The 12379-nt window shown below is 72.0% G+C and carries 10 protein-coding genes; 3 read left to right on the top strand and 7 right to left on the bottom strand.

Translation table 11 applies throughout. From position 1 onward, the window contains the following. Positions 1–126: 126 nt before the first annotated feature. Positions 127–1194, top strand: coding sequence for a lytic polysaccharide monooxygenase (locus ABZ434_RS15805; protein ID WP_359135920.1), 1068 nt, complete (start codon positions 127–129; stop codon positions 1192–1194). 31 nt (positions 1195–1225) lie between these two features. On the opposite strand, the gene ABZ434_RS15800 is transcribed toward ABZ434_RS15805, so the two are convergent. From ABZ434_RS15800 to dnaE, 3 genes are all read right to left on the bottom strand, one after another. Continuing rightward, positions 1226–2119, bottom strand: a complete 894-nt coding sequence (locus ABZ434_RS15800; RefSeq protein ID WP_359135918.1) for an alpha/beta fold hydrolase — start codon at positions 2117–2119, stop codon at positions 1226–1228. A 188-nt stretch (positions 2120–2307) separates the two neighbouring features. After that, positions 2308–3306, bottom strand: a complete 999-nt coding sequence (locus tag ABZ434_RS15795; protein ID WP_359136196.1) for a hypothetical protein — start codon at positions 3304–3306, stop codon at positions 2308–2310. A gap of 23 nt (positions 3307–3329) precedes the next feature. Beyond that, positions 3330–6806 carry a DNA polymerase III subunit alpha gene (dnaE, locus tag ABZ434_RS15790; protein ID WP_359135916.1) on the bottom strand — a complete coding sequence of 1159 codons (3477 nt, stop codon included), beginning with the start codon at positions 6804–6806 and terminating at the stop codon, positions 3330–3332. A 161-nt stretch (positions 6807–6967) separates the two neighbouring features. Here dnaE and ABZ434_RS15785 point away from each other — a divergent pair, with 161 nt between their 5' ends. Beyond that, positions 6968–8023, top strand: coding sequence for a DUF3533 domain-containing protein (locus ABZ434_RS15785; protein WP_359135914.1), 1056 nt, complete (start codon positions 6968–6970; stop codon positions 8021–8023). Between the two features lie 449 nt (positions 8024–8472). Here ABZ434_RS15785 and ABZ434_RS15780 read toward each other — a convergent pair whose 3' ends face one another. Genes ABZ434_RS15780 through ABZ434_RS15765 form a run of 4 tightly spaced genes read right to left on the bottom strand, consistent with a single transcriptional unit; the run spans position 8473 to position 11481 of the window. Then, positions 8473–10068, bottom strand: coding sequence for a polyamine aminopropyltransferase (locus ABZ434_RS15780; RefSeq protein WP_359135912.1), 1596 nt, complete (start codon positions 10066–10068; stop codon positions 8473–8475). A 25-nt stretch (positions 10069–10093) separates the two neighbouring features. Beyond that, complete coding sequence (locus ABZ434_RS15775) at positions 10094–10534, bottom strand: DUF350 domain-containing protein (RefSeq protein WP_328893121.1); 441 nt, start codon at positions 10532–10534, stop codon at positions 10094–10096. Between the two features lie 48 nt (positions 10535–10582). Then, entirely contained in the window at positions 10583–10978 is a 396-nt protein-coding gene (locus ABZ434_RS15770; protein WP_359135906.1) for a DUF4247 domain-containing protein, read from the bottom strand. Continuing rightward, positions 10975–11481, bottom strand: a complete 507-nt coding sequence (locus ABZ434_RS15765) for a DUF2617 family protein (protein WP_359135904.1) — start codon at positions 11479–11481, stop codon at positions 10975–10977. The genes ABZ434_RS15770 and ABZ434_RS15765 overlap by 4 nt, the downstream gene beginning before the upstream one ends. A gap of 353 nt (positions 11482–11834) precedes the next feature. Here ABZ434_RS15765 and ABZ434_RS15760 point away from each other — a divergent pair, with 353 nt between their 5' ends. Further along, positions 11835–12332, top strand: a complete 498-nt coding sequence (locus tag ABZ434_RS15760) for a phospholipase (protein WP_359135902.1) — start codon at positions 11835–11837, stop codon at positions 12330–12332. Positions 12333–12379: the final 47 nt, after the last annotated feature.

The following is a 12379-nucleotide window of genomic DNA, read 5'->3' as shown; positions in this document are numbered from 1 at the left end:
TTAAGCGCGTCATAACGATCGTCACCAGCCCCTTCAGGCGGGCCTTTCGCGCTCGGCCGGAGGCTAGCTTGCTGTTCCCGGGACGCCCCGCACACAGACCTGGACCGCTGAAGGAGTACCCCCGCCATGCCCGTCATCACCCCCGCCCGTCGCAGGGCCGCCGCCGTCGCCGCGCTCGGTGCGACTCCGCTCGCACTCACCGTTCTGGCCGCGGCCCCGGCCGCGGCGCACGGCTCGCTGACGGATCCGGTCAGCCGGGTCTCGGCCTGCTTCGCCGAGGGTCCCGAACACCCGCGGTCCGCCGCGTGCGTGGCCGCGGTCGCCGCGGGCGGCACGCAGGCGCTGTACGACTGGAACGGCGTCAACATCGCCAACGCGGCGGGGAACCATCGGCAGTTGATTCCGGACGGCAAGCTGTGCAGCGCGGCCAACGACAAGTTCAGGGGACTCGATCTGCCGCGCGCCGACTGGCCTGCCACCGATATGAAGGCGGGCACCCACACGTTCCGCTTCCGGGCCACCGCCCCGCACAAGGGTTCCTTCGCGCTGTATCTCACCGACAGCGGCTACGACCCAGCGAAGCCGCTGAAGTGGTCGGACCTGGAGGAGAAGCCGTTCGCCGAGGCCACCGATCCGAAGCTGGTGGACGGTTCGTACGAGTTCGCCGGTACCGTTCCCGAGCGCTCGGGGCGTCAGCTGATCTATACCGTCTGGCAGCGGTCGGACTCCCCGGAGGCGTTCTACGCGTGCTCCGACGTGGTCTTCGACGGTGCGGGCACGAGCGGCGGAGGCTCGGACGGCAGCGGCACGGACGGCAGCGGGGCGAGCGGCAGCGGTTCGGTCGCCGCCGTGCCCGCGCCGGCCGCGTCCGCGCCCTCCGAGCAGGAGATCACGGAGGGCGCGGAGAAGTCCTCGGTCGAGCACGGCGGCCACGGCGACGACGATCCCGGTACGGGAGCGGCCGTCACCGAGGCGGCGGCCCCGGCGGGCTCCGCTGCGGCCGGTGCCAATGCCCCGGAGCCGGACAGCGCGTCCGGCGACACCCCCGGCGCGGGAGTGGACAGCCTCGCCGAGACGGGGGGCAGCGCCGCCACGCGCTACTGGGCCATGGGCGGTGCGGCCGCGATCGCACTGGGCGCGGCCGCACTCATGGCCTCGGTCCGCCGCCGGGCCGCCGCGGCGGCCCGGCGCTGAACCCGATCCGGCCGGGTCCGGACGAGGAGCCCTACCCGATGACCGAGGCGCACGTGGTCGGGGTGGCGTGCGCCGGGTCCAGGGCGTTCGCCACCTCGTGGTAGGCGATCCTGTCGATGGTCCCGATCGCCACGTGCTCGGACAGGTCGACCGGGCACAGGTCCTGGAGCAGGACGTTGCGTACGTCCGGCCCGTCCAGGAACTGTGTCCGGTACGGGGTCACGACCTCGTCGTACCTGGTCGCGATGACGGTGTAGTGCACGCCGGGAACGGTGTCGGGAACCGAGTTCAGCTTGGTGACGAAGGGCGATCCGGCCACCTGGTCGGCGAGCCCGGGCGTGCCGGCGTTGAGCAGGTCCTCGGCTCCGGGGAAGTACGGCAGCAGCTTCGTCAGACCGAGGAGGGTGGTGCCGTGGTTGTCGGGCGCGAGCCCGACCAGGGCGTTCACCTTGGCCGCTCCGCCGAGGAACTTCAGGTAGTAGTTCGGCATCATGCCGCCCTGGGAGTGGCCGACGAGGTCCGCCCTGGGTGCCCCGGTGGAGGCGAGCACCTTGTCGACGAAGGCGGAGAGCTGCCCGGCCGACTTGTCGATCGGCCCGAGGCCGTTGAAGAACGGCACTCCGGGCAGCTGCCCGTAGTCGAGCGAGTAGACGCAGTAGCCCCGGTTGACGAGGTAGGGGGCGAGCACGAGCCAGTTGTCGACCGAGTTCCCGAAGGTTCCGTGGACGAGCACCACGGGCCGGGGGTGGGCTGCGGAGGGCTTGCAGGAGTAGTCGTTCCAGCCACGGGAGGTGACCGTGACGGTGGTGGGGGTGGCTGCAGCGGCAGTGGCCGTGGGGGTGGCGACTGCCGCGACGGCGAGGAACAGTGCGGCGAGGGTGGTCCGCGCACGTGGGGTACGCGGCGCACGGGTCCAGGGCAGCATCGTGTGGTCTCCTTGCGGCTCAAGGGAGTTGCGATGTCTGTGCACCCTGCGGCCCGGACCACAAGTTCTGACGAAGTTCTACGTGCTCATGCCAAATTACGCATGAGTAAGGTGGGGTGGGAAGTTACGCGTCGGTAAAAACTGACCCGGTAGTAACCGTAGCTTCAGGACAGTTCCCGGCGGGCAGGTCAGGCGGCGAGTCGCCCCGGCATCACGGCTCGTGGTCCGAATCTGTCCCGCAGCCGGTCCGCGACCGCCTCGATCCGCCGGGCCCGTTCGTCGACCGGGTCGAAGGTCAGCTGGTGCGCGGCCCGATCGGCTTCGCCCAGTCCCTCGGCGCGCAGCGCGATCCCCCGCACCCGGGCCCGTTGCAGAGCAAACGAGTCATGGATCCGGTAGGCGAGCGCGGTGAGTTCCGCGGAGTGGGCGGTGGGCTCGCGGAGGGTACGGCTGCGGGTCAGCGTCGAGTAGCCGGTCCGGTCGGCATAGCGCACGGAGACCGCCAGCGAGCGGCACACCTGCCCCTCGCCGCGCATCCTCGCCCCCAGTTCCTCGGTGAGCGACATGAGCGCCCGCCGCTGCCGCTCCCGGTCCAGCTCGTCGCGCGGGAAGGTCCGTTCGGCGGCGAGCGAGCGGGCCGCGGCGTTCGGCACGACCGTCGTACGGTCGATGCCGTGCGCCCGCTCCCACAGTTCACGCCCGGTCCGCACCCCGGTGATCCGCTGCAGGGTGCCGAGCGGGGCGGCCGCGATCCGGCCGACGGAGTCGAGCCCGTATCCGCACAGGGTGCGGGCCGTCGCCGCCCCGACGCCGTCCAGTGCGCCCGCCGGCCGGTCCGCGAGGAAGGCGGCGCCGCCGCCGGCGGGCACCACGAAGGTCGTCCCGGGCGCGGCCTGCCGTGCCGCCATCCGGGCCAGCATCGGGTTCTCGGCCGCCCCGATCGCACAGTCCACGCCGTGCAGGGCCAGCGCGCGGACCCGGATCACCGAGGCAAGGCCCGTCACGTCCCGTCCGAAGTAGCGCAGCGCGCCCCGGACATCGGCGAGCGCCCCGTCGGGTGGCGTCGCCTCGACGACCGGGGTGAACGAACCGAGCAGGGCGAGCAGCCCCGCATAGCCGGCGCCGTCCGGGAGGCCGCCGCCGACCCGGCGGAACCGCAGGCAGAGGATTCCGGGCTGCTCACCCATCCCGCTCACCCCACTCTCCTCGCTCATCCCGCACTCCCCGGGCTCTGGTGCCACAGCTTCCTTCCGGTGGGCGCCCCCTCGCCGGGGGGCTGGAGGTCGGACCAGGGGTTCATCTCGTAGCCGGTGGGCATCCGGATCCGGCGGCCGTCGTCCGCCGGGGGCTCGGGCGGCGTGGCGCCCTCCTCCGAGGCGGGCACCTCCGCCAGCCGGGCCGCGACCGCGTCGAGTCCGCCGGTGCGTCGCAGCTCGGCCAGCTCGGCCAGGTTCCAGGCAGCCGCGCCGACCACGCTCAGGCTCCGCGGCCCGCGCCGCTGCACCACCCCGCGCACCAACAGCAGCCAGGAGTGGAAGACGGTGTACGCGCAGGTGGCATGGCTGTCGTCGAAGAAGGCCAGGTCGACCAGGCCCGTACCGTCGTCCAGGGTGGTGAAGACGACCCGGCGCCCGGAGCGGATGGGCGGGGTCTGGGTGGCCGCCTTGGCGCCCGCGACCAGCACGGTGTCCCCGTGCCGCGCCTCGCGCAGCCGCTTGGCCGAGACCGCGCCCAGCTCCTTCAGGAAGGCGTGGTGATCGCCCATCAGATGGCGTGAGACATCCATGCTCAGCACGCCCAGTTCGGCGCTGAGCCGTTCCGCCTCGTTGAGGTCGGGCAGGCCGATCGAACCGGTGCGATGCCCGCCACCGAGGGGGAGCTGCGCGCCGGAGCCGCCGGAGCCCGCGCCGCGCTGGGCGCGGTGGAGTTCGGACAGGTGCAGCAGCAGATCGCGGCGGTTGGCGCCGAACGCGTCCAACGCGCCGACCTGGGCCAGCCGTTCGGCTGCGGGCTTGCCCGGACGGGCCCGCTGCCAGAAGTCCAGCAGCGAGGTGTAGGGCTGCCCGGCCTCGATCCGGGCGACCTCGGCCGCGCTGATCCCGTGGACGTCCGAGAGCGCCAGCCGGAGCCCCCAGGATTTCCCCTCCCTCTTTTCATCAGACACCAGTTCGATTCGATGAGCGGCCGCCGACCGGTTCACATCCAGGGGCAGCACCGGCACCCCACGCCGCCGCGCGTCCGCGAGCAGCAGCCGCTTCGGGTACATCCCCGGGTCGTGGGTGAGCAGCCCGGCGTAGAAGGCCGCCGGGTGATGCGCCTTCAGCCAGGCCGACTGGTACGTCGGCACGGCGAAGGCCACCGCGTGCGCCTTGCAGAAGCCGTAGCTGCCGAACGCCTCGATGATCTCCCAGGCACGGGCGATCACCTCCGCGTCGTACTTCCGGGCCGCCGCGTGCTGGGCGAACCAGAGCCTGATCCGGCCCTGCGACTCGGGGTCGGAGAGCCCGCGCCGGACCCGGTCCGCCTCGCCCCGGCCGCAGCCGGTCATGATGTCGACCATCTCGATGATCTGCTCGTGGAAGACCACCACTCCGTACGTCCCCCGCAGCGGCCCCTCCAGATCGGGGTGCGGATAGCGGACCGGAGCCCGGCCGTGCCGGGCCTCGATGAACGGGCGCACCATGTCGGCGGCGACCGGGCCGGGCCGGAACAGCGAGATGTCGACCACCAGGTCGTGGAAGGTGGCGGGCTGGAGCCTGCCGACCAGATCGCGCTGGCCGGGCGACTCGATCTGGAAGCAGCCCAGCGTCTCGGCGGTCCTGATCAGCCGGTACGTCTCCGGATCGCCCGGCTCCACGGCATCCAGGTCCACCTCCTGGCCGGAGGCCCGCTTCACCTCCGCGACCGCGTGCGCCATCGCCGACTGCATCCGCACACCGAGCACATCGAGCTTGAGCAGTCCGAGGTCCTCCACGTCCTCCTTGTCGAACTGCGCCATGGGGAAGCCCTCGCCACTGGTGGGCACGACCGGGGTGCGGCGCAGCAGCGAGGCGTCGGAGAGGAGGACCCCGCACGGGTGCATGGCGATGCCACGGGGCAGCGCGTCCAGCGCCTCCACCAGCTCCCACAGCCGCCCGTACTTCTCCTTGTCCCGTGCCACCTCGCGCAGTTCGGGCAGTTCCTCCATGGCCGCGAGGGCGTCGCGGGCCCGGATGTGCGGGAAGGCCTTGGCGAGCCGGTCGGTCTCGGCCGGGTTCATGGAGAGCGCCGCGCCGACGTCACGGATGGCGTGGCGCACCCGGTAGGTCTCGGGCATGGCGACGGTGGCCACCCGTTCGGCGCCGAAGCGGCCGATGATCGCGCGGTAGACGTCGAGGCGGCGGGCCGACTCGACGTCGATGTCGATGTCGGGCAGCACGAAGCGGCGCTTGGACAGGAAGCGCTCCATCAGCAGCCCGTGCTCGACCGGGTCGGCGTGGGCGATGCCGAGGAGGTGGTTGACCAGGGAGCCGGCCCCGGAGCCGCGTGCGGCCACCCGGACCTTCATCTCCCGCACGTCGTCCACGACTTGGGCAACTGTGAGGAAGTACGAGGCGAAGCCGTGGTGAGCGATGATGTCCAGCTCGTGGTGCATCCGGTCCCAGTACTCGCGCCTGCGGTCGTAGCCGCGCAGCACCATGCCGGCGGCGGCACGGGAGGCCAGCACCCGCTGGGCGGTACGCCGGTCCGCGCCGACGAGGTGCGGTTCGGGGAAGTGGACGGAGCCGATGCCGATGTCGCCCTGGGGGTCGACCACGCAGGCGTCGGCGGTGTGCCGGGTCTCCGCGAGCAGCCGCGCCCCGGCGCCGGGCCCGAGTCCGGCGGCGGAGGTGATCCGCTCGGCGGTCTCCGCCATCGCGCGGGCGTCCTTGAGCCAGCGCTCACCGCTGTCGAGCGCGGCGCGGCGCGGGTCGACCGGGACGAGCCTGCGGGCGGAGTCGAGCACATCGGCGACCGGGCCCTGCCCCGGATCGGCATACCGGACGGCGTTGGTCAGCACGGCCCGTATCCCCTGCTCGGCGGCGAAGCCGACGGTGCGGGCGGCGAGCCGCAACGAACCGGGTCCGGTGCCGTCCCGGCCGTGGTGGACGGCTTCGAGCCGCAGGTCGTCGCCGTACACCTCCCGCCAGGGAGCCAGCAGGGCGGCGGCCCGGTCGGGGCGGCCGGCGGCCAGCGCCCCGCCCACCTCGGAGGCGGGGCCGAGCAGCACGGTGAGCCCTTCGGCGGGCAGCGCGGAGCGGTCGGCCAGGGGCCGGCCGCCGTCGGGCACGGCAGCATGGGCGGCGGTGACGAGGCGGCACAGCTCGGCCCAGCCCTGCGCGCCGTCGCGGGCGAGGAAGGTGACCCGGGGTGCGGATTCATCGACGAAGGCGCCCCCGCGGACCGGGGTCCGCAGCCGGTGCGTACGCCCGTCGCCCTCCGCACGCGTGGCAGGGGCCACGGCGAGTTCCACCCCGAAGAGCGGCCGGACCCCCGCTCGCTCACAGGCCTTGGCGAACCGGACCGTACCGGCCAGGGTGTCGCGGTCGGTCAGCGCGAGGGCGTCCATCCCCCGCTCGGCGGCGCGCTCCGCCAGCCGCTCCGGGTGTGAGGCCCCGTACCGCAGGGAGAACCCGGAAACGGTATGCAGATGCGTGAACCCGGGCACCCGCACCTCCTGAACCAATCCGTACTCACCACCCCCTCGCTCTCCACCATAGACCAAGTTTCGAACATTCGTACGATACTCGGCGTGTGAGCCATCCCCGCCCTCAACCATTCGGCCCGGCCCCGACTGCGTGAACGCGGGGCACCCCGGACCGTGGGGACATGACTTTCGCTGATGAGGTGAAGAACGCCGTCACTCCACGGGCCGCACTGCTCGTCATCGGCGTACTGGCGCTGCAACTGCTGTTCATCGCGTCCTATATCGGAGCACTCCACAACCCGAAGCCCACGGATGTCCCCTTCGGCGTCGTCGCACCTCAGCAGGTGTCCGCCCGGCTCGTCACAGAACTGAAGAACCTCCCCGGCGACCCCCTGGACCCCCGCACGGTGACCGACGCGGCCACCGCCCGCCGGCAGATCCTCGACCGCGAGATCGACGGCGCCCTGGTCGTCAACCCCAGGGGCACGACCGACGCCGTACTGGTCGCCTCCGGCGGCGGCACCGTCCTGGCCACCTCCCTGACGAACATCATCAAGGAGGTCGAGCGCACCCAGCACCGCACGGCACGCGCCGTGGACGTGGCCCCGGCCTCGAAACAGGACTTCGACGGGCTCTCCTCCTTCTACCTGGCCGTGGGCTGGTGCGTGGGCGGCTACCTCTGCGCCTCGATCCTGGCGATCAGCGCGGGCAGCCGCCCCGCCAACCGTCAGCGCGCGGTGATCCGGACCGGCGTCATGGCCCTGTACTCGATCGCGGGCGGAATCGGCGGCGCGATCATCATCGGCCCGATCCTCGGAGCCCTGCCCGGAAGCTTCTGGGGGCTCTCGGGCCTGGGCGCACTGACCGTCTTCGCGGTCGGCATGATCACACTCGCCCTGCAGGCGCTCACCGGCATCGTCGGCATCGGCCTGGCCGTGCTGATCGTCGTGATCGCGGGCAACCCGAGCGCGGGCGGCGCCTTCCCGCTCCCGATGCTCCCGGACTTCTGGCGCGCGATCGGCCCCGCCCTGCCGCCGGGGGCCTCCACCTGGACGGCACGCTCGATCGCGTACTTCAGGGGCAACGCGGTGACCGGGCCCCTCCTGGTGCTGTCCGCGTGGGCGGTGGTGGGCACGGTCATCACCCTGCTGATGGCGATGCGGAGGAAGCCGGACGCGACGGACACCGCGGACGCCCGGGTCGCGGGGGCGGCGGGCGGGGGTTCGACGCAGGCCTGACGCGCTCGTGCACGATCGGCGGGGCAGCCCTCCGCCCTCTGGCCCTGCAAGCGTGCCGCGGAGCGCTCCGGCCCGCCCGACCGGAGGGCTCCGCCCGGCCGGCGAGGAACGGTCGAGCTGGACGGAAACGCGTGTGAGGCTGGTTGCGATGCCCAGCGGCACCCGGACGGCGTACGGCGATGCCGCCGAGCTCATCGGCAGCCACCCGGTGCCGGGTCGGTGCCTGCCTGGCGGCCGACCCGACGGTGAGCGGCGCCTACCGCGTCCTGAACTCCGAGGGCACGGACTCGTCCGGATTCCACCGACCCGACGGCAGCGACCGGCCGCCGCCCCGGGAAGTACTGGAGGGCGAAGGCGTACGGTTCGACCCGCTGCGCACGTGCCCACACGTCCCCACGCCTGACGGCAGCGCGGAACCGGTCACCTTGCTGGGCGAGGACGTGCCCCCCTCAGTAGTCGCGCCACTCGTCCTGGACGTATTCGAGCACCGCGGGATCCATCAGCGTGCTCGGTCGTACGTCGGCGCGGCGGCGGTCGACGGGGAACACGGTGGCCGCCTTCAGTACCGCCTCGTCCAGGTAGCGGAGCTTCGGCGTCTCCGGGGCGAGCCGCAGTGGCGGGGCCTCGGTGCCGGGGGTGGCGAGGACGAAGCCCCAGTTGCCGAAGCTCGGAACGTCGATCTGGAACTCCGTCGTCGCGTACCCGGCTGTCTCGATGGTCTTCGCGATCGACCAGTAGGTCTTGGGGGCGAAGAACGGCGATCCGCTCTGCACCATGACCTGGCCGTGCGGCGCCAGCACCCGGCGGAGCAGATCGTAGAACTCCACCGAGTACAGCTTCGCCAGCGACGCCGAGTCCGGGTCCGGGAAGTCGATGATCACCGCGTCGTACTGCTGCCGGGCCCCGCGCAGCCAGGTGAAGGCGTCCGCATTGACGGCCTCGGCCCGCGGATCGTCCAGCGAACCGTGGTTGAGCCCCCGCAGCGGCTCGAAGGTGCGCGCCAGCCGGGTCATCGCCGGGTCCAGTTCGACCAGGGTGACATGCCGGACGTCCTCGTAGCGCAGCACCTCGCGCAGCGCGAGCCCGTCACCACCGCCCAGGATCAGTACGTGGGAGCGGGGGCCGGACAGCGCGGGGTGGACCAGCGACTCGTGGTAGCGGTACTCGTCGACCGAGCTGAACTGAAGGTCGCCGTTGAGGAAGAGCCGTACGTCGGGCTTCCCGGTGAAGGCGGTGGAGCGGGTGACCACGATGTCCTGGTACTGCGTGGTCTCGGAGTGGATGATCGGGTCCGCGTACATGTGCTGCCGCGCGGTGACCTCCAGGTCGTCCGCCAGCACGTACGTCGCGCCGAGCACGGCGAGCACCACGGTGACGCCGCCCAGCAGCCCGGCCTTGACCAGGCGGCCGGTCTGGCGGCGGAAGATGAACACCACGACGATGACCCCGGCGACCGCGTTGACCCCGCCGACCACCAGCGCGCCCTTCAACTGGCCGAAGGTCGGCAGCAGGAACAGCGGGAAGCACAGGCCGCCGACGAGGGCGCCGATGTAGTCGACGGCGAACATGTCGGCGACGGCACTGCTCGCCTCCTGTTTGCGGATGCGCTGAAGCAGCGTCATCAACAACGGGATCTCGGCGCCGATGAGCAGGCCCACCACCAGGGACACCACGATCATCGCGGGCATGTAGAGCTGGAGCCAGGCGAAGGCCGCGTACAGCACCAGGACCGACAGGCCGCCGACCAGTGCGAGCACCCCCTCCACCACCGCGAAGGCGACGACGGGACGGCTCCGCAGCGGTTTGGCGGCCAGCGAGCCCACTCCCATCGCGAAGACCATCACGGAGATGACCACGGAGGTCTGAAGCACCGAGTTGCCGATGAGGTAGCTGCCCAGCGCGGTCAGGGCCAGTTCGTAGACGAGGCCGCAGGCGGCGCAGAGGAAGACGGCGAGCAGCAGCAGGAACCGCGCTCCCCGGGTGTGGTGCCGGGCCGGGGAGCGCGGGGGCGTCGCGGTGGCGCGGTCGTCCAGGGTGGAGCTCATGGGGGGGTGGTCCTCTTTGGTGGTCCTAGGAGAGGGCCGCGCCGACCATGACGGCGGTGCCCAGGTACATGCCGGCCTGGACCCAGGCGGCGGGGTGCGGGCGGTGGTCGTCGCCGTCGTCGAGGGCCACCGCGCCCATCTGGCCAGGCGTCAGCACGCCGATGACGATGCCGACCAGCGTCATCACCAGCACGCCGGCCAGACCGTAGAGGAGCGTGCTGAACAGGCCGTATCCCAGGCCCTCTTCGGACTCGCTGGCCTGGATGGCCGACATGATGACCAGCCCGACCGCCAGGGACTGGCTGCCGAGGAGCACGGCCGCGCCGCGGTTGCGGTCCCGCCACACCACGTGGAAGAGCTTGCCGGGCGTGACGAGGTCGAGGGCGACGAAGCCGACGGCCATCACGGCGAGGCCCACGACCCCGTAGAGGAGGGCCTGCCCGGCCGACTCGAAGATCTCGGTCACTGCATTGCCTTTCTGGAGGGCGTCGTCAGGGCCGCGGGGCGCCGGGCGTCACTTGCCGGAGCCGGGGCCGCCGCCGCGGAAGCTGCTCGGGTTGGGCCAGTAGGTGAGGTGCTGGTGATGCCGGCGGTAGCCGTTGCGGTAGTCCTCGATCTCGATCGTGCTGCCGCTGCGGTACGGCGACACGGTCACCATGTCGTCGCCGTAGCGCAGGAACTCCATGCCGCCGCCCGTCGTCCGGTCGAGGGCGTCGCGGTGGTGGTCGATCGCGTCGGCGACCTTGGCCGGCGAGCTGTTCCTGTCGAGCCACCCGCTCCCGCCGGTGGAGTACGTCTTGCCGATCCAGCTCCGCGGGACGCCGTCCTCCCCGTCGCTGGAGCAGGCGGAGAGCAGGACCGTGACCATCACGGCCGCCACCGCCCCGCGTAGGAGTCGGGTGCTGTTCATCGAGCCTCCAGCCGGCTGTGGGTCGATACGATGTGCCCGTCCTGCGGGTAGCTGTGCCAGGTACGCCAGGCCAGCCCCGCGCCGGACCGCTTGGCGCGCGCCTCGACGACCACCGCCGTCACGGCTTCCGGAGACCCGGGGAAGACCCCGCACAGGCTGTGCTCCGCCTCGTCCGCGCGCTTCAGGGCGTCCGCGACCCGGTCGCTGAACTCCCCGGGCCCGAAGCGTTTCGTGGCGGCGCTGAAGTCGTACGTCCATCCCGCCAACCGCCGGGTGTGCGTGGCCGGCAGCCCCCTGACCGCCTCCGGCAGACAGGCCACGGTCTCCCGTATCGGGCCTGCGAAGACCTGATGGGATGCGCCCAGCAGCCTCAGTCGCACGGCGAGCCCTCCCACGGACACCTCATGTTCGGCGAGCGCCGGCCGTTCGGTCAGGTCCAGCGAGAAGCAGAGCTGATCCGCGGCCGTGTCCAGGTAAGGGGCTTGCAGAGATACGGCGTGCACGCGGCCCCCGGTCCGATATTGCTATGAGCGGCGCCGAGTATGGCACATGCGCCAACCACGGCCGGAAAGCAGTCCCCGGTAGACCGAGGACGGTCGCGTGGCGGGGCGTTCCGCCGGCACCTGGGGCAGCACGGGCTGCCGCCCCGGGCCCAGGGCCCGCGCAGGCACCACAGGCAATCGGCCATCAACTCTCGTCGGTACTCGGAAATTCCGGGATAACGGCCCTCCCACCCTCGGGGTCCAGTCGACGCAACGACTAGCCATGACAGGTACATGGCGGCATTCTTGGGGCCACCTCATGAACCCCAAGAGGTGCAGGACCCCCAACTCCTCCTCACCCCACGGAGATTGCCATGCGCCGCCGCGTCGCCACACTGCTCAGCACCGTCGTCCTGTCGCTCCCGCTCGCCCTGCTGCCCGCCGCGTCCGCTTCCGCCGCCCCCGCGGACAAGCCCCAGGTCCTGAGCTCCTGGACCCAGACGAGTGCCTCCAGCTACAACGCCTGGAAGGCCGCCCGCGGCAATCAGGGGGCATGGGCCGCGTACGGCTTCGACTGGTCCACGGACTACTGCAGCACCTCGCCCGACAACCCGTTCGGCTTTCCCTTCCAAACGGCCTGCGCCCGGCATGACTTCGGCTACCGCAACTACAAGGCCGCCGGCACGTTCTCCGCCAACAAGGCCCGTCTCGACTCCGCCCTCTACGCGGACCTCAAGCGCGTCTGCGCCGCCTACTCCGGGGCAACGCTGACGTCGTGCAACGCCACGGCCTGGACGTACTACCACGCGGTGGACATCTTCGGCGTCGCCCCGGCGAAGGCGGGCACCGGCAGACTGGCCCAGGCCGCCTGACCGGCCCCCGCCAGGCTGCCCGGGCCGTGAAGCGGCCCGGGCAGCCT

This window comes from Streptomyces sp. NPDC005761 (assembly GCF_040630635.1).
GTDB lineage: Bacteria > Actinomycetota > Actinomycetes > Streptomycetales > Streptomycetaceae > Streptomyces.
The sequence above is the reverse complement of the archived record's forward strand: the minus strand, read 5'-3'. Positions and strand labels throughout refer to the sequence as shown.

Coding starts and splice junctions, on each gene's coding strand:
- ABZ434_RS15805 (WP_359135920.1), top strand. CDS start 127: ATGCCCGTCATCACCCCCGCCCGTCGCAGGGCCGCCGCCGTCGCCGCG.
- ABZ434_RS15800 (WP_359135918.1), bottom strand. CDS start 2,119: ATGCTGCCCTGGACCCGTGCGCCGCGTACCCCACGTGCGCGGACCACC.
- ABZ434_RS15795 (WP_359136196.1), bottom strand. CDS start 3,306: ATGGGTGAGCAGCCCGGAATCCTCTGCCTGCGGTTCCGCCGGGTCGGC.
- ABZ434_RS15785 (WP_359135914.1), top strand. CDS start 6,968: ATGACTTTCGCTGATGAGGTGAAGAACGCCGTCACTCCACGGGCCGCA.
- ABZ434_RS15780 (WP_359135912.1), bottom strand. CDS start 10,068: ATGAGCTCCACCCTGGACGACCGCGCCACCGCGACGCCCCCGCGCTCC.
- ABZ434_RS15770 (WP_359135906.1), bottom strand. CDS start 10,978: ATGAACAGCACCCGACTCCTACGCGGGGCGGTGGCGGCCGTGATGGTC.
- ABZ434_RS15760 (WP_359135902.1), top strand. CDS start 11,835: ATGCGCCGCCGCGTCGCCACACTGCTCAGCACCGTCGTCCTGTCGCTC.